This window comes from Nocardia sp. CA-145437, assembly GCF_050956485.1.
Lineage (GTDB): Bacteria > Actinomycetota > Actinomycetes > Mycobacteriales > Mycobacteriaceae > Nocardia.
In genome coordinates this window covers 6,485,310-6,502,125 of record NZ_CP191204.1, presented here as the reverse complement: position 1 = coordinate 6,502,125, position 16,816 = coordinate 6,485,310, and the positions used below count along the sequence as shown (strand labels likewise).

14 protein-coding genes are annotated in these 16,816 nt (G+C 70.3%); 9 read left to right on the top strand and 5 right to left on the bottom strand.

All coding sequences use genetic code 11. The features are described 5' to 3' along the window. The first annotated feature begins 5 nt into the window (after nucleotides 1-5). Nucleotides 6-872, top strand: a complete 867-nt coding sequence (locus ACQPYY_RS30300; protein ID WP_379092621.1) for an Fpg/Nei family DNA glycosylase — start codon at nucleotides 6-8, stop codon at nucleotides 870-872. A gap of 5 nt (nucleotides 873-877) precedes the next feature. Here ACQPYY_RS30300 and ACQPYY_RS30295 read toward each other — a convergent pair whose 3' ends face one another. Next, the gene (locus ACQPYY_RS30295) at nucleotides 878-1,564 is read right to left on the bottom strand and encodes a pyridoxamine 5'-phosphate oxidase family protein (protein ID WP_433591887.1); all 687 of its coding nucleotides are present in this window, start codon (nucleotides 1,562-1,564) and stop codon (nucleotides 878-880) included. 175 nt (nucleotides 1,565-1,739) lie between these two features. On the opposite strand from ACQPYY_RS30295, the gene ACQPYY_RS30290 reads away from it, so the two are divergent. The 3 genes from ACQPYY_RS30290 (at nucleotide 1,740) to ACQPYY_RS30280 (ending at nucleotide 5,333) form a co-directional block, all read left to right on the top strand. Next, nucleotides 1,740-3,140 (top strand): PLP-dependent aminotransferase family protein, encoded by a 1,401-nt coding sequence (locus ACQPYY_RS30290; protein WP_433591886.1) that lies wholly within the window; start codon nucleotides 1,740-1,742, stop codon nucleotides 3,138-3,140. Further along, the gene (locus ACQPYY_RS30285; RefSeq protein ID WP_357280742.1) at nucleotides 3,137-3,382 is read left to right on the top strand and encodes a DUF2630 family protein; all 246 of its coding nucleotides are present in this window, start codon (nucleotides 3,137-3,139) and stop codon (nucleotides 3,380-3,382) included. Before ACQPYY_RS30290 ends, ACQPYY_RS30285 begins: the two co-directional genes overlap by 4 nt. Nucleotides 3,383-3,719: 337 nt before the next feature. Continuing rightward, nucleotides 3,720-5,333 carry a carboxylesterase/lipase family protein gene (locus ACQPYY_RS30280; protein WP_433591885.1) on the top strand — a complete coding sequence of 538 codons (1,614 nt, stop codon included), beginning with the start codon at nucleotides 3,720-3,722 and terminating at the stop codon, nucleotides 5,331-5,333. Between the two features lie 6 nt (nucleotides 5,334-5,339). On the opposite strand, the gene ACQPYY_RS30275 is transcribed toward ACQPYY_RS30280, so the two are convergent. Both ACQPYY_RS30275 and ACQPYY_RS30270 read right to left on the bottom strand, forming a co-directional pair. Further along, on the bottom strand, nucleotides 5,340-6,590 hold the full coding sequence (locus ACQPYY_RS30275) for a hypothetical protein (RefSeq protein ID WP_433591884.1): 1,251 nt from the start codon (nucleotides 6,588-6,590) through the stop codon (nucleotides 5,340-5,342). A gap of 149 nt (nucleotides 6,591-6,739) precedes the next feature. Then, a complete protein-coding gene (locus ACQPYY_RS30270; protein ID WP_433591883.1) occupies nucleotides 6,740-7,501 on the bottom strand; it encodes a crotonase/enoyl-CoA hydratase family protein in 762 nt (253 codons plus the stop codon). A gap of 65 nt (nucleotides 7,502-7,566) precedes the next feature. Between ACQPYY_RS30270 and ACQPYY_RS30265 the strand changes: the two genes are divergently transcribed. The 3 genes from ACQPYY_RS30265 (at nucleotide 7,567) to ACQPYY_RS30255 (ending at nucleotide 10,201) form a co-directional block, all read left to right on the top strand. Then, nucleotides 7,567-8,196: a TetR/AcrR family transcriptional regulator gene (locus ACQPYY_RS30265; RefSeq protein ID WP_433591882.1), complete on the top strand. Its 630-nt coding sequence runs from the start codon at nucleotides 7,567-7,569 to the stop codon at nucleotides 8,194-8,196. Between the two features lie 12 nt (nucleotides 8,197-8,208). Next, complete coding sequence (locus tag ACQPYY_RS30260; RefSeq protein ID WP_433591881.1) at nucleotides 8,209-9,831, top strand: acyl-CoA dehydrogenase family protein; 1,623 nt, start codon at nucleotides 8,209-8,211, stop codon at nucleotides 9,829-9,831. Between the two features lie 133 nt (nucleotides 9,832-9,964). Further along, a complete protein-coding gene (locus ACQPYY_RS30255) occupies nucleotides 9,965-10,201 on the top strand; it encodes a hypothetical protein (RefSeq protein WP_379092651.1) in 237 nt (78 codons plus the stop codon). Here the strand turns inward: ACQPYY_RS30255 and ACQPYY_RS30250 are convergent, their stop codons facing one another. After that, complete coding sequence (locus ACQPYY_RS30250; protein WP_433591880.1) at nucleotides 10,202-12,727, bottom strand: UvrD-helicase domain-containing protein; 2,526 nt, start codon at nucleotides 12,725-12,727, stop codon at nucleotides 10,202-10,204. It abuts the gene before it with no gap. A gap of 364 nt (nucleotides 12,728-13,091) precedes the next feature. Between ACQPYY_RS30250 and ACQPYY_RS30245 the strand changes: the two genes are divergently transcribed. Then, nucleotides 13,092-13,400 carry a chorismate mutase gene (locus ACQPYY_RS30245; RefSeq protein WP_357091322.1) on the top strand — a complete coding sequence of 103 codons (309 nt, stop codon included), beginning with the start codon at nucleotides 13,092-13,094 and terminating at the stop codon, nucleotides 13,398-13,400. A gap of 211 nt (nucleotides 13,401-13,611) precedes the next feature. Here the strand turns inward: ACQPYY_RS30245 and ACQPYY_RS30240 are convergent, their stop codons facing one another. Further along, nucleotides 13,612-15,063, bottom strand: coding sequence for an NAD-dependent succinate-semialdehyde dehydrogenase (locus tag ACQPYY_RS30240; protein ID WP_433591879.1), 1,452 nt, complete (start codon nucleotides 15,061-15,063; stop codon nucleotides 13,612-13,614). 89 nt (nucleotides 15,064-15,152) lie between these two features. On the opposite strand from ACQPYY_RS30240, the gene pgi reads away from it, so the two are divergent. Then, nucleotides 15,153-16,793 carry a glucose-6-phosphate isomerase gene (gene pgi / locus ACQPYY_RS30235; protein WP_379092660.1) on the top strand — a complete coding sequence of 547 codons (1,641 nt, stop codon included), beginning with the start codon at nucleotides 15,153-15,155 and terminating at the stop codon, nucleotides 16,791-16,793. The last annotated feature ends 23 nt before the right edge of the window (nucleotides 16,794-16,816 follow it).

Genomic DNA, 16,816 nt, shown 5'->3' with positions numbered 1-16,816 from the left:
ATCCGTTGCCCGAACTACCGGAGATAGTGGCGCTCGAGCAGTTTCTGGCCGAGCATGCGGTGGGGGCGGTGGTCGGCCGGGTTGACGTGGCCGCGCTGAGCGTGCTCAAGACCTTCGATCCGCCGGTGACGGCGCTGTCGGGGCGCGATGTCACCGGGGTGGGGCACTGGGGCAAGCACCTCGGAATGGATTGCGACGGGCTGTGGTTGATCACCCACCTGTCCCGGGGCGGCTGGCTGCGGTGGATCGACGAACCGGGAGCCAATCCACCCAAGCCCGGCAAAGGCCCGCTCGCCCTGCGTGTGCACTTCTTCACCCCCGAAGGGGCCACTCCCGCCTTCGATCTCACCGAGGCGGGCACCAAGAAACGGCTGGCCGTATGGATTACGGCCGACCCGCTCTCGGTGCCCGGCATCGCCCGCCTGGGACCGGATGCCCTCGCGGTGAGCGAACCCGAATTCGCCGAGATCCTCGGCGGCACCTCCCAACGGGTCAAGAACGCCCTCACCGACCAAACCCTCATGGCGGGCATCGGCAACGCCTACTCCGACGAAATCCTGCACACCGCAAAGATTTCCCCCTTCGCCAACTCCGGCACGCTCAACCCCCGGCAGCTGGCCGCCCTCTACTCCGCCATGCGCGCCACCCTCTCCGACGCCATCCTGCGCTCGGTAGGCCAGGACGCCGCCCGCCTCAAGGGCGAGAAACGCTCCGGCTTCCAGGTCCACGCCCGCACCGGCCTCCCCTGCCCGGTCTGCGGCGACACCGTCCGCGAAGTCTCCTACGCCGACAAGTCCTTCCAGTACTGCCCCACCTGCCAGACCTCCGGCAAGATCCTCGCCGACCGCCGCATGTCCCGCCTGCTGAAATAGCGGGGCTAGACCGCCGCCGTCTCGGTGCAGCGGTCCAGTACGTGCGCCGGAATCTCCACTCCCGCTTCCAGATCGGCGGCGGGAATCGGGGCGTCGAAGACCTGGCGGAGGGGGAGGACGCCTGCCCAGACGCCGCCGGTAGCGATGTCCTCGGGGGTGTCGCGGGGGCCGCCGGTGCGGATCTTGACCGAGGCTTCGGTGAGGTCGACGGCCAGGACCAGGGTCGCGGCCATCTCCTTCTTGTCGGGAGAGCGCACCGAGTCCCACGCGCCGGGGGCGGCCTGGTCGACGATGACGCGGAGGGCGTGCATGCGTTCTTCCGGGTCGGTGAGTTCGGTTGGCCGGGCGTGGATTACGGCCGATCGGTAGTTCATGGAGAAGTGCATGGCGGAGCGGGCGTAGACGATGCCGTCGACGTGGGTGACGGTCAGGGAGACGTCGCCGGTCATGGCGGCGCGCAGGTTGCCGGCGCCGGTGGAGCCGTGCAGGTAGAGGGTGTCGCCGTCGCGGCCGTAGATGGTGGGAATGACCACCGGGGCGCCGTGCAGCAGGACGCCGAGGTGGCAGAGCAGGCCGGTGTCGAGAATGGCGTCCAGGTCGGCGCGGTCGGTGCTGCCCCGCTCCTTGGACCGGGTGAGGCTGCTGCGCGGGGTGGGTGACAATGAGGTCCGGGTCGTCGCTGTCTCACTCATATGACCAGTTTCGGCGGGGAATTGGCATTGTTGAATAGCCAATTCTTCGGAAGATTCGCAGACCACTTGTGGCCTCGTGCTGTTGGGTTCATTCGTGGCTGCCGTCGGCTCGCAGGTGCTGAGGTGTCGAGTGGCATCCTGATATCTACTGTTCGCCGAGATATCAGGAGGCCACTTGCGGGGGAATCGCCTGGTTGACGATGATCTGCCGTTCGCCATCGAGCGGGAGGGGCGGGAGCCGCTGGCCGTGCAGGTGGCCGATGGGCTGCGGCGGGCCGCGACCAGCGGGGCGCTGCGCGGGGGTGATCGGCTGCCGTCCTCGCGGGAGCTGGCTGCTCGGTTGGGGGTGAGCCGGACGGTGGTGACGGCCGCCTATGACCAGTTGCACGCGGAGGGGTGGCTGGACGGCCGGCACGGGTCGGGGACGTATCTGACGGCCACGCCGCCGCGGGTGGACGCGCAGGCCGATGGGCCGCAGCGGGTCGACCCGCTGGCCGGGCTGCTGGATCTGGGTGCGGGAGCGCCGTCGATCGAGGCCATCGATGCCGCGGCGTGGCGTCGCGCGTGGCGGGCCGCGTCGGATCGGCCGCCGGTGATCCGGCGGGATCGGCGCGGGGAGGCCGCGTATCGCGAAGCCGTGGCGGAACACCTGCTGCGGCATCGAGGATTGGGTGCGGGCAGCGGGGCGACCGTGCTCGCCACCGCCGGAACCAGTGCAGCGGCAGGCGAACTCGCGGCCGCGCTGCTGCGGCCCGGCGATGTGGTGGCGATCGAGGATCCGGGGTATCAGCGGGCGGGCGGCGCGTTCCGGGCGGCGGGCGCGCGCCTGGTGCCGGTGCCGGTCGACGCCGACGGGCTGCGCGTCGAGCTGCTCCCCGAGAACGCGCGCATGGTGTATTGCACTCCAGCGCACCAGTTTCCGCTCGGCGCGCGCATGCCCGCGGCGCGGCGGGTACAGCTCATCGAATTCGCGCGCCGCGCCGGAGCACTGGTGATCGAGGACGACTACGACGGCGAATTGCGGTACGACACCGCGCCGCTGCCCCTGCTGGCCACCCTCGCCCCGGACGTGGTCGTGCACCTCGGCACCACCAGCAAGATCCTCACCCCGACGCTCGGAACCGGCTGGCTGGTGGCCGATCCCGCCGTCACCGAGGCCGTGCTCGCCCATCGCGAACTCACCGGCGCCAGCCCCTCACCCGCCGGACAGCAGGTGGTGGCCGAACTCGCCCGCGCGGGAGACCTCGCCCGGCATCTGCGCCGCCTGCGCCGCGACATGCCCGCCCGCCGCGCGCTCGTCCTGGAAGAACTGCGCCGCCACGGTCTGGAGGTGCGCGGCGACGACGCGGGTTCGCACGTCTACGTCCCCCTCGCGAGCGCGGAGCAGGAGGATCGCGCGATCACCGCGTCCCGGGCGAACGGCGTCTACCTCGACGGCCTGGCCCGCCACCACGTCGGCCCCCGGCACACCTTCGGCATAGCCCTCGGATACGCCGCCCTGCCCGCGGCAGACCTGCCCGGTGCGGTCCGGTTGGCCGGAAACGCGCTGGCCCGGGTCGTACAGTGGACCGCATGACCGAAAAGGACATCCACGCGCGCATCAAGGAACTCGTGGATCGTGAGCACGAGCTGCGCGCCCAGACCACCGGCGGCGAACTCGACCCGGAGGCCGAACGCCGCCAGCTCGCCGAGATCGAGGTCCAGCTCGACCAGTGCTGGGACCTGCTCCGCCAGCGTCGCGCCCGCTTGGACCAGGGCCGCAATCCCGACGAGGCCCAGCCCAACTCCGCCCGCCAGGTCGAGGGCTACCTCCAGTAGCGGAAGCCCCGCGCCTCCGGGGCCACCTCGGGAGCGGTCCTGGACCCGCGTCCGGCCCCAGGTCGACCAGCGTGATCTCGTCGCGCGCCGCCTGCCAGGTAGGTCTCGGCTTCCTGAACCGGCCGGTGTCGTCCGCCCTCGGACAAGAGGCGGGATCTCCGTCAAGGAGTAGCGGGAGCCGTCCGCCTTGGACAAGCGGAGCCTCCGTCCCGCAGCGGTTGGAGCTGCGGCCACTCCTAGGCGGGCGCTGCGCGCCCCGGGTGGCGGGAGTCGCCAAATATGGGGTCCCCACGCGTAGGCCCTGGGAGCGCCCGACCGTTGGGTCTACGCTTTTCAAATGGTGGCAACCACAGACATCACGACCGCGGACGGGGTGGTTCGCGGAATCCGGGGCCGCCGCGTCTCACGCTGGCGGTCCATTCCCTTCGCCGCGCCGGCGGTCGGCGACTTGCGCTTTCGGGCGCCGCAGCCGGTGCGACCCTGGACCGGGGTGCGGGACGCGACCGACTTCGGCTATGCCGCAATGCAACACCGTGACGGTGCGCGGATCGGGCCGCGGCAGGCGCAGGCGACGGGGGAGGACTGCCTCACCCTGAATGTGGCGGCGCCGAACTCGCCGTCGGGGACGCCGCGGCCGGTGCTGGTGTTCATCCACGGCGGCGGCTACATGATCGGAACCTCCGCGCTGCGACTGTATTCCGGTGCGCGGCTGGCCGCCCGCGGCGATGTCATCGTCGTGTCGGTCAACTACCGGCTGGGCGCGTTCGGGTACGTCGATTTCGGTGAATACTCCACGCCCGACCGGCAATTCGACTCCAATCTGGGTCTGCGGGACCAGGTCGCGGCCCTGGAGTGGGTGCAGCGCAATATCGCGGCGTTCGGCGGTGACCTCGGCAACGTCACCATCTTCGGTGAATCCGCGGGCGCGCACGCGGTGCTGTCGCTCATGGCGACCCCCGCCGCGGCCGGACTGTTCCATCGCGGCATCGCGCAGAGCGCGCCCGCCGACTGGGCGCCGAGCCAGGCCGAGGCCCGCCTCTTCGCCCGCCGCTGCCTCGACGAACTCGGCATCGACCCCGCCGACGCCGCCCAGGCCCTGAGCACCGCCGGGGCCAATGACATTCGCAAGGGCGTCGACCGCGCGCTGGCCCGGGTCATGCACGAGCAGCCGGGCCTGTTCCCGGTCGCCCCGGTGGTGGACGGCGAATTCCTGCCCGCCGCACCGGTCGCCGCGTTCGCCCACGGCACCGCGCACCGGGTGCCGCTGATCCTCGGCACCAACCGCGACGAGGCCACCCTGTTCGTGCGCCTCGACGACACCCTGCCCACCACCCCCGACCGCATGCGCTGGCTGCTGCGCCACGTCGACCAGGCCCTCGAGGCCGACGGTGAGGGCCCCATCTTCACCAAACTCGGCCGGACCATGCCGACCTCGGAGGAACGCCTGCACGACGCGCTGTCCGAATACGACGCGGCCGTCGAATCCCGGGTCGCCGCCGCCTATCCCGGCTTCCCGGGCAAGAAGGCCACCATCCGGATGGGCGGCGACTTCACCTTCTGGCGGCCCTCGGTCCGGGTCATGGAGGCGCACAGCCGATTCGCGCCGACCTACGCCTACCGCTACGACTTCGCCCCGCGCGCAGTCCAGGTGAGCGGGTTCGGCGCGACCCACGCCCTCGATTTGATCCCCGTGTTCGGCGCGGTCGACACGGGCATCGGGCGGGCCATGACCGCCCTGGGCGGGCATCGCGGATTCCAATCGGTGTCCAAGCAGTTCCAGGACAATTGGCTGTCCTTCGCCCGCACCGGCGCCCCGCTCCCCGCCTGGCCCGCCTACACCGAGGACCAGCGCGCCACCCTCATCATCGATGCACCGAGCCGGGTCGAATTCGACCCGGACCGCACCAAACGCCTGGCCTGGCAAGGGGTCCGGATTCCGGCGCTCACCTGAGCGGCGTCACCAGCGGGTGGACGGCAGGCCGAGCGCGGACAGTTGCGCGTCGGCCAGCGCCGTGAGCGCCGCGGCCGTGGGGATAGCATCGGGGTCCAGGCTCACCAGCGACAGCGTGTAGGTGTCGGCGATCCGGGTCAGGTACCCGGACAGCCGGGTGCGGGGCAGGGCGTCGAGCCGCAACCCGGGGTGGATGGCGCGCGCCGCCACGCCGGTGCAGGCGTGCGGCCCCAGCGCCAGTAGCGATTCGGGCAGATTGCCGATATTGGAGCACAGGATGTCCCGCTCGCCCGCGCCCTTGGCCAGCCGGTACGCCCAGCGGTCGGGGATGACCTGGAGCAGTTCCTCGGGAATGCCGCCGGGGCTGGTCATGCGGTGCTCGTAGGCCCGGCGGGCCTGCTGCCGCAAGGAGGCCGGGGTGTCGTCGCGGGTGATGGCGATCTCGGTCATGGACATGTCGTTGTCCACGCGCGGTTCGTCGCGGGTGTCGACGGGAAGGCTCGCCGCGATGGTGTCGGGCTGGAATCCGCCGGCCCACAGCATTTTCGCGATCACGTAGACGAACAGGCTGTTGGCCGTCCCCGCGTGTGCGACGGCGACGCGATTCCAGTCGCGGGCCGGAATCTGCAGCACGGTCGCGCGGGTGGCCGGTCGGTCACCGGATTTCCCGCCGCCCGATACCGTCTCGCGGTCGGCGTTCGGGACCGGTCGCGCCGGGATGCCGCGGCGCAGCGCGCGAGCGGTTCCGCCCAGCACGGTCGCCCACATGCCGCGCGCGTCGGCCCAATCCGAATGCCCCGCAACGGGAGCCGCGAGCGGAATGCCCGACAGCGCGTTGTCGATGGCCAGGGTCAGTGCCCGCCCGTCGGCCAGGGCGTGCGAGCAGGTCAGCGCGACCAGGCAGCCGCCGTCGTCGAGCCGCGCCGCCGAGAGCCGCCAGCCGGGCCCGGTCTCCGGGTTCAGGTCCTCGCCCTGCCGGTCGGCCCACTCCAGGATCGCGGCGACCGGGATCGGCTCGCTAGTCATGGTGAACGGGTGGGCGGACTCGTTGGGCTGCCAGCGCGGCCGCGCCCCGGGCACCCGGGAGCGGACCACGCGCCGGCCCAGCGGCCCGGTGCGCAGATCGCGGTGCACCCGCCACAGCAGGGCCGGATGCACGGGTTCGGCGGTACGCCAGAGTCCCTGCAGGACGATCGGGGTGCCCAGACCCCGATGCGACCGCAGGAAGATCTCGTCCAGCACGCTCAGCCGATTCATCGAACGGCTAGCGTACCGATCGGTCCGGCAGGGCGCTGCCGGGCGTATACGGGGCTTCCGCGAGGCGGCCCGCCGTGCCGAGCCGGGCTGCCACCCCACCGCTCGCACGGTCGCTCCGACGGCCCCGATTCGCGCTGCGGCTGCGCTGACTACGCGCTGTTGCCGTGCCGTCCGGCGCCCGCGGCGAAACGCTGGGCGCCGTCGAGCGCGCCGTCCATGAGGGCCTTCGTGCCGTGCCGCAGTTCGTTGGAGATCGCCGCCGGCTCCTCGAGCCCGTCCTGCTCCAGCACCGACATCCGGTCCGAGCGCAGGCAGGTCTGCGGCAGCGCCGCCAGTTCGAGCGCGAGTTCCTCGGCGGCGCGCCGGGATTCGCCGTTCGGCACCACCCGGTTCACGAGGCCGATCTGCAGCGCCTCGGGGGCCCCGACGGCGCGGCCGGTGAGGATCAGATCCATGGCGCGGCCCTCGCCGATGATGCGCGGCAGCCGCACCGTGCCGCCGTCGATGAGCGGCACGCCCCAGCGGCGGCAGAAGACGCCGAAAGTGCTGTCCTGCTCCGCGATTCGCAGATCGCACCACAGCGCCAGCTCGATGCCGCCCGCGACCGCGTAGCCGGAGACCGCGGCGATGACCGGCTTGGACAGTTTCATGCGGGTGGGGCCCATGGGCCCGTCGCCGTCCTCGGTGACTTGGTTGGAGCGTTCGGTGCCCAGCGCCTTGAGGTCGGCGCCGGCGCAGAAGGTGCCGCCGTCGCCCCACAGCACGGCGACCGCGGCGGTGGGGTCGGCGTCGAACTCGCGGAAGGCGTCGGCCAGGGCTTTCGCGGTCGGGCCGTCCACCGCGTTGCGGGCCTGGGGGCGGTGCAGGATCACGGTGTAGACGGGGCCGTTGCGCTCCACTCGTACTGTCACGCGGCCGACGTTACGCCGTAAACCCGGGGTTGCGTCAAGAAATGAATCGATGGTTCACTTCTTGCATGGCCTATCGGAGAACACCCGCTGTCCAGGCTCGACTGGACGCTCAGGCGGGGTCGATCGTGCGCGCGGCCATGACCGTCCTCTCCCGCGACGGCTTCGCCGGACTGTCCATGGCCGCCGTCGCCGCCGAGGCCGGCGTCGCCACCGGCACCGTCTACAAGAACTTCAGCGGCAAGTCCGAACTCGTCACCGCCGTCTTCCGTGAGGTCGTCACCCGCGAGGTCGATGCCGTCGCCGAAGCGGGCGCGGCGGGGGCGGGCCGCACCGCCTCCGACCGGGTCACCGCGGCCGTCGAGACCTTCGCGGGCCGCGCCCTCAAGAACCCCAAACTCGCCTACGTGCTGCTCGCCGAGCCCGTGGACACCGCCGTCGACGCCGAACGCCTGCGCTTCCGCCGGGCCTTCGCCGAGACCTACGTGGCCGCCATCGCCGACGGCATCGCCCATGGCCAACTGCCGCCTCAGGATCCGGCGACCTCCGCCACCGCGCTGGTCGGCGCGATCGGCGAGGTGCTGGTCGGCCCGCTCTCCCAGCAGCTCCAGAGTGAGTCGGTGCTGCCGGAACTGGTCGCCTTCGCCCTGCGCGCCCTCGGCGTCCCCGCCGAAGCCCGCGGCGTCCCCCACGAATAGGAGTCACCCGTCATGCACACCCACGACGTCTTCAACCAGGTGCCGCCCATCTCCCCGTTCGACAACTCCCGCAACCCCGCGCTGATCGAGGGCCTGCACCGGGAGGGCGCGGGCTGGGCCGAGGCCGAGGTGCGGGAACTGGGCGCGCTCGCGGGCGGGGTCGAGGCGCAAGAGTGGGGCCGGGTCGCCAACGAGTACCCGCCGGTCCTGCACACCCACGACCGCTACGGCCACCGCATCGACGAGGTGGAATTCCACCCGTACTGGCACAACCTGATGGATGTCGCGGTCACCCATGGCCTGCACGGCGCGCCGTGGCGCGACGACCGGCCGGGCGCGCACACCGCCCGCGCCGCCAAATTCTTCACCTGGGGCATCGCCGACGCCGGGCACATGTGCCCGATCTCCATGACCTACGCGGTGGTGCCCGCGCTGCGCCACAATCCGGAACTCGCCGCCGAGTATGAGCCGTTGCTCGCCTCGCGCACGTACGATTTCGGCCTGCGCGAGCCGTCCACCAAGGCCGGTCTCATCGCGGGCATGTCCATGACCGAGAAGCAGGGCGGCTCCGACGTCCGCGCCAACACCACCACCGCCACCCCGCTGCCCGACGGCAGCTACCGCATCGTCGGCCACAAGTGGTTCACCTCGCACCCCATGGGCGACCTGTTCCTCACCCTGGCCCAGGCTCCCGGCGGCCTGTCCTGCTTCCTGCTGCCCCGGGTGCTGCCCGACGGCACCCGCAACGCGCTGCGCATCCAGCGGCTGAAGGACAAGCTGGGCAACAAGTCCAACGCCTCCTCCGAACTCGAGTACGAGAACGCCATCGGCTGGCTGGTCGGCGCGGAGGGCGCGGGCGTCAAGACCATCATCGAGATGGTCAATATGACCCGCCTGGACTGCGTGATCGGCTCGGCCACCGGCATGCGCGCCGGAGTCGTCTTCGCCACCCACCACGCCCGCCACCGGGAGGTGTTCGGCAAGAAGCTCATCGACCAGCCCGCCATGCGAAACGTGCTGGCGGACCTGGTGATCGAATCCGACGCTGCCACCACCGTCATGATGCGCCTGGCCGGGGCCACCGACCGCGCCGACGCCGATCCGGCCGAGGCCGCGCTGCGCCGCATCGCGCTGGCGGTCACCAAGTACTGGGTGTGCAAGCGAGCCCCCGCGCACGCGGCCGAGGCGCTGGAATGCTTCGGCGGCAACGGCTACGCCGAGGAATCCGGCATGCCGCGGCTGTACCGGGAAGCCCCGCTCATGTCCATCTGGGAGGGCTCGGGCAATGTGGCGGCGCTGGACGCGTTGCGCGCCATGGGGCGTCAACCCGAGACCGTCGAGGCGTTCTTCAACGAGGTCAACCTGGCCCGCGGCGGCAACCGCCACCTGGACGAGGCCATCGACCGCATCGGCAAGGAGCTCACCGACTTCGCCGACATCGAATACCGGGCCCGCCGCGTGGTCGAGCTGATGGCGCTGGTGCTGCAGGGTGCGCAGTTGGTGCGGCACGGCCACCCGGCCGTCGCGGACGCCTTCTGCGAGACCAGGTTCGGCGGCGACTGGGGCATCGCGTTCGGCACCCTGCCCGGGGGCGTGGACGTCGAATCGATCATCCAGCGCGGCTACGTGGACTGACCTCTCAGCCGAAGGCGAGGCCCCGCGCGACCAGGGCCTCGCGCAACACCCGAATCGCCTTCGGTCCCATGTCATCATGGGAGCGCGCACAGCTGTTGGTGCTGAAAGCGAAGCAGGACAACGGGAGTCGAGGATGAAACTCCGGGCACGCACCGGTGACGGGGATTACGGACTGCTGGTGGCCGTTGCCACCGCGTACGACATGCGGTCCGCACGCCATGTGCGGCAACTGCTGAACAGCCACGGGGTGCGCGCCACGCTGGGGCCGGCGCGCATCCACCGGTGGCGGAACCTGAAGGACCACTTCCGGATTCTGGTGTTCCCCGAGGACGCCGTGCGCGCCTACGACGTCCTCAGCCGCCTCGGCTGATCAGAGCTTGGTCAGGGTCCGGCTGTAGGACGGGATCAGCCGGATCTTGCCCGCGGTGCCGAAGTCGATGGTGACGGTGGCCAGCGCACCGAAACCCTCCGCCGCGATGACCCGGCCCAGACCGTACTTGTCGTCATTGACGCGATCGCCGACCGCCAGCACCAGGCCGGTGTTGTTGCGCTTCACCCCGGCCGCCGCCGGAGCGGGCCGGCCCTCGCCGCGACCGCGCAGACCGGGACGAGAGTCCGACCAACCGTCGCCGCGCGTCCAATCCCGTTCCAGGCCGTCGTCCTCGCCGCGGCGGCGGAAACCGCGCGACTGCGACTGCGAGGGCGTCGGCTCCAGCCGCTGCCAATCCATCAGATGACCCGGAATCTCCTGCAGGAAGCGGGATTCCGGATTCGACACCGGCTGCCCCCAGCCCGAACGCACCACCGCGCGGGTCAGATACAGGCGCTTGCGGGCCCGGGTGATGCCGACGTAGGCGATGCGGCGCTCCTCCTGCAACTCCGCCGGATCGCCCAGCGCGCGCATGTGCGGGAACTGGCCGTCCTCCCAGCCGGTCACGAACACCACCGGGAACTCCAGGCCCTTGGCGGTGTGCAGGGTCATCAGGGTGACCACGCCCGAGCCCTCCTCGGGAATCTGGTCCGCGTCGGCCACCAGCGAGACCCGCTCCAGGAACGCCGCCAGCGACCCCGGCTCCGGCTCGCCCTCGGCCTGCTCGGGCACCAGGCCCTCGTCCCGCGCGGCCTCCACATTGTTGCGCGCCTCGGAACTGAATTCCCGTGCGACGCTCACCAATTCGTTGAGGTTGTCCAGCCGCGCGCCGTCCTGCGGATCGTCGGAGGCCTCCAGCTCGGCCCGGTATCCGGTGCGATCCAGTACGGCCTCGACGATCGAACCCACGTCGGGGAAGTCCACGGCGGCGGTGCCGCCAGTGTGCTCGGCGGCCGCGCCGCCAGTGTGCTCAGCGACCTGCGTTCCGGCCGCCCGGATCTCCTCCAGCAGCTCCAGGAACCCCGAAATCGCCTTCTGCGACCGGGAATTGAGCAGCGCGACCTTGCCCGCGGCGGCATCCCGCAACGCCTGCGCGAAACCGATATTCCGCTGCTCGGCGTGCACGGCCACACACGCCTCCGCGCGATCACCGATCCCGCGCCGCGGGGTGTTGAGCACCCGGCGCAAGCTCACCGCGTCGTTCGGATTCTCCAGCACCCGCAGGTAGGCCACGATGTCGCGGACCTCCTTGCGCTCGTAGAAGCGGACGCCGCCGACCACCTTGTAGGGCAGGCCCATCCGGATGAAGATCTCCTCCAGGGCGCGCGAATTGTTGTTGGTGCGGTAGAAGACCGCCACATCCGCGTAGTTGGCGTCGCCCTGATCCACCAGCCGGTCGATCTCGCGGGCCACGAACGAGGCCTCGTCGTGCTCGTTGTCGGCCACGTACCCGACGATCAGATCGCCGTCGCCCTGATCGGTCCACAGCTTCTTGTCGCGGCGGCCCTCGTTGCGGGCGATGACCGCGTTGGCGGCGGTCAGGATGTGCTGGGTGGAACGGTAGTTCTGTTCCAGCAGAATGGTTTCCGCGTCCGGGAAATCGCGTTCGAATTCCTCGATATTGCGGATGGTCGCGCCGCGGAAGGCGTAGATCGACTGGTCCGCGTCACCCACCACGCACAGTTCCGACGGCGGCACCCGATGCTCGGAGCCGGTGTCCGGGTCGTCGCCCCACGCCCCGCCGCGGTGATGGCCGACCAGCTCGCGCACCAGCACGTACTGGGCGTGGTTGGTGTCCTGGTACTCGTCGACCAGCACGTGCCGGAAGCGGCGGCGGTAGTACTCGGCCACCTGCGGATGCCGCTGCAGCACCGACACCGTCTCGCCGATCAGATCGTCGAAGTCGAAGGCGTTGGCCGCGCGCAGCCGCCGCTGGTACTCGCCGTAGACCCGGGCCACGATGCGCGGCAGCTCGGCCTCCTCGGTCTCGGCGTCGGCCGCGGCCTGGGCGGCGTCGATGAGCTCGTTCTTGAGGTTCGAGATGGCGGTGGCCAGCAGGCGCGGCGTGTACTTCTTCGGGTCGATCTCGAAATCGCGGATGATCATGCCCAGCAGCCGCCGGGAGTCGTCGGCGTCGTAGATGGAGAAGTTGGAGTTCATCCCCGTCAGCAGCGAGGCCTGGGTGCGCAGGATGCGCACGCAGGAGGAGTGGAACGTCGATACCCACATACCGGCCGCGCGCGGGCCGACCAGCCCGGCGACGCGTTCACGCATCTCGGCGGCGGCCTTGTTGGTGAAGGTGATGGCCAGGATCTCGCTCGGCCGCACCCCGCGGGCGTCGAGGAGATAGGCGATACGACGGGTCAGGACCGCGGTCTTTCCAGAACCGGCCCCGGCCACGATCAGCAGCGGGGTGCCGGTGTGTATCACCGCGGCGCGCTGTTGTGGATTCAACCCTTCGAGCAACACTCCGCCACCCCGCGCTTGCTGGGGCTTCTGCTCGTCCTGTGCCACCGTCGTATTCATCGCCCATCCACGCTACCGGCGCGCACCGACAGCCGTCGGGCGGGATCGCACAGGTGTCCGATTAGTGCCGGTCCGGCGAACTTCTGGTGAACCGTGTGACAGGAGGAAACTCAGGAGATTCACAAACGTACCCGTTTTGCATGGGTACCTCTCCGTGGCAGACTCGTCCTATGACCGGCTCGACCGCGGTGCGACACACCTGCTCACCGAGGGCGCGGTGCACCTGAGCCCGATCCTGGGGAGACAATGATTTTCCAGGGGGGACAATGTATGGCCGACAGGTCAGATTCTTGGTGAAGAACCGATCGGTAACAGGATGGGTCCACCCGCCGATCCACGTTCTGGACCACGAGGAGTTGAAAGTATGAGCATCTCGACGACGGGACATTCCGAGTCTGCCACCGGCTCGGACTCCGCCCCGCTGCCCTCCGAAGCGGAGATCGAAAAGCTGCGCCTGGAGATCGACAAGCTGGACGCCGAGATCCTCGCGGCCATCAAGCGCCGCACCGAGGTCTCGCGCATCATCGGACGGACCAGAATGGCGAACGGCGGGCCCAAGCTCGTCCACTCCCGCGAGATGAAGGTACTCGAGCGATTCAGCGAGCTGGGTCAGGAGGGGCACACCCTCGCCATGCTCCTGCTGCGTCTGGGCCGCGGCCGGCTGGGCCATTAACAACTCTCGTAACTCTCAGGGGCTGCGCCCCTGAACCCCGGACCCTTCCGACTCGGGAAGGTCCGTTAACGCTGAGCGTCGCCCGGCTCGATACAACAGGCGGTGCGTCGCGAATCGCGGGCACACACAAGCCACGCTGCATGCGGAGCCACGGATGCAGCACCCCCAGGCCGCCCCGGGTGTCTCGACCCCGGGGCGGTTCTTCGTCTTCCTAGGGCAGGGCGATGTACTTGGTGTCGAGGTACTCCTCGATGCCCTCGTAGCCGCCCTCCCGGCCGAAGCCGGATTCCTTCACGCCGCCGAAGGGCGCGGCCGGGTCGGAGATGACGCCGCGGTTGACGCCGACCATGCCGGTCTCCAGGCCCTCGGCGACCCGCAGCGCCCGGTCCAGGCTGCGCGTGTAAACGTATGCGACCAGGCCGAATTCGGTGTTGTTCGCCGCCGCCAGGCCCTCGGCCTCGGTGTCGAAGCCGACGATCGGGGCGACCGGGCCGAACACCTCCTCCCGCAGGATGCGGGCCTGGGACGGGATGTCGGTGAGCACGGTGGCCGGGTAGAACCAGCCCGCCCCGCCCGGGGCCTTGCCGCCCAGCTGCACCTGCGCGCCCGCCGACACCGCGTCGTCCACCAGATCGCTCACGGTGTCGAGCTGGTCCTCGTTGATCAGCGGGCCCAGGGTGGTGTCCGGGTCCACGCCATTGCCCAGCCGGTATTCGGCCATGGCCGCCACCAGCTTGTCGGTGAATTCCTGGCGAACCGAATTCTGGACGTGGAAGCGGTTGGCCGCGGTGCACGCCTCACCGCCGTTGCGCAGTTTGGCCAGCACCGCGCCCTGTACGGCCGCGTCCAGGTCGGCGTCGTCGAAGACCACGAAGGGGGCATTGCCGCCCAGCTCCATGGAGGTGCGCAGCAGACCGTGCGTCGACTGCTCGACCAGCTTCTTGCCGACCGGGGTGGACCCGGTGAAGGTCAGCTTGCGCAGGCGCGGGTCGTTCAGCAGGGGAGCGGTGACCGCGCCCGACCGCGAGGTGGTGATCACCGACAGCACGCCGTCCGGCAGCCCGGCCTCGCTGCACAGCCGAGCCAGCAGCAGCATGGTCAGCGGGGTCTCGCCCGCCGGCTTCACGATCATGGTGCAACCCGCCGCCAGCGCCGGGCCGATCTTGCGAGTTCCCATGGCCAGCGGGAAGTTCCACGGCGTGATGGCCAGGCAGGGCCCGACGGGCTGCTTGTGCACCAGGATTCGACCGGTCCCGCCCGGGGCGGCCTGGTAGCGGCCGTGCACCCGGACCGCCTCCTCGGAGAACCAGCGGAAGAACTCGGCGCCGTAGCGGACCTCATTGCGGCTCTCCGGCAGGGCTTTACCCATTTCCAGGGTCATCAGCAGCGCGAACTCGTCGGCCCGCGCGGTGATCGCCTCGAAGACCTTGCGCAGGATCTCCCCGCGCTCGCGGGCCGGGGTCGCGGCCCACTCGGCCTGCACCGCGGCCGCCGCGTCGAGCGCGCGCACCGCGTCCTCGGGGGTCGCGTCGGCCACCTGGGCGATGACCTCACCCGTGGCCGGATTGTGGACGGGGAAGGTCGCGCCGCCGGTGGCGTCCACCGGCCCCCCGATCCAGAGCTGTGTGGGAATGGATGAAAGAAGCTCAGTCTCAGACACCATGTCCTCAGGGTAGGACCGCATGCAAAGCCTCGCCCCGCCCGTAGCGAAGCGGAGGGCAAATTTGGCACCGTGGTTGTAACCTGCCGAGAGTGAGCAGCGACATCACCGCGTCGGCGGTCTGGCGGAAACTGCACGATCATCACTCCTCTCTGGCCTCGCGGCACCTGCGCGAGTTCTTCGCCGAGGACCCCGAGCGCGGCCGGGAGTTGATCGTGCGGGTCGGTGACCTGCATATCGATTACTCCAAGCACCGCGTCACCCGCGAAACCCTGGATCTGCTGGTCGAATTGGCGGAGACGGCCGGGGTCGAGCGGCGTCGCGACGCCATGTTCGCGGGGGAGCGGATCAACACCTCCGAGGACCGCGCGGTCGGGCACGTCGCGCTGCGGGTCCCCGCGGGCGGCCACATCGACATGGACGGCGAGGACGTCGTCCCCGAGGTGCAGGACGTGCTGGAGCGGATGGGCGCGTTCACCGACGCCGTGCGCTCTGGGGAGTGGCGCGGCGCGACCGGCGAACGCATCACCACCGTGGTGAACATCGGCATCGGCGGCTCCGATCTGGGCCCGGCCATGGTGTACCTGGCGCTGCGGCACTACGCCGACGCCGGCATCGCCGCCCGCTTCGTCTCGAATGTCGATCCGGCGGACCTGGTTTCGAAGCTCGACGGCCTGGACCCGGCCACCACGCTGTTCATCGTCGCCTCCAAGACCTTCTCGACCCTGGAGACGCTCACCAATGCCACCGCGGCCCGCCGCTGGCTGGTGGCGGCGCTCGGCGAGGACGCGGTCGCCAAGCACTTCGTGGCGGTGTCCACGCACGCGCAGCGGGTGTCGGACTTCGGCATCGACACCGCCAACATGTTCGGCTTCTGGGACTGGGTCGGCGGCCGCTACTCGGTGGACTCGGCCATCGGACTGTCGGTGATGGCGGTGGTCGGCAAGGAGCGCTTCGCCGAATTCCTGGCCGGAATGCACACCGTGGACGAGCATTTCAGGAACGCGCCCCTGGCTGAGAACGCGCCGGTCCTGCTCGGTCTGCTCGGCGTCTGGTACTCGAACTTCTTCGGCGCCCAGTCCCGCGCGGTGCTGCCGTACTCCAACGACCTGGCCCGCTTCCCGGCCTACCTGCAGCAGCTGACCATGGAGTCCAACGGCAAATCGGTGCGCGCCGACGGCTCCCCGGTCACCACCTCCACCGGCGAGATCTTCTGGGGCGAGCCCGGCACCAACGGCCAGCACGCCTTCTACCAGCTGCTGCACCAGGGCACCCGGCTGGTGCCCGCCGACTTCATCGGATTCGCCCGCCCCACCGACGATCTGCCCACCATGGACGGCACGGGCAGCATGCACGACATCCTGATGAGCAACCTGTTCGCCCAGACCAAGGTGCTGGCCTTCGGCAAGACCGCCGAGGAGATCGCCGCCGAGGGCACCGCCCCGAACCTGGTGCCGCACAAGGTGATGCCCGGGAACCGGCCCTCCACGGCCATTCTCGCGCCCCAGCTGACCCCGTCGGTGCTCGGACAGCTCATCGCCCTGTACGAGCACCAGGTCTTCACCGAGGGCGCCATCTGGGGCATCGACAGCTTCGACCAGTGGGGTGTGGAGCTCGGCAAGCAGCAGGCGCTGGCGCTGGCGCCGTTGCTCACCGCCGCGGAAGATCCACAGCCGCAGGCGGACTCCTCCACGGACGCGCTGATCGGCTGGTACCGCGCGAACCGGCGCTGACCGGACCGAGGGCGCCGACCCGG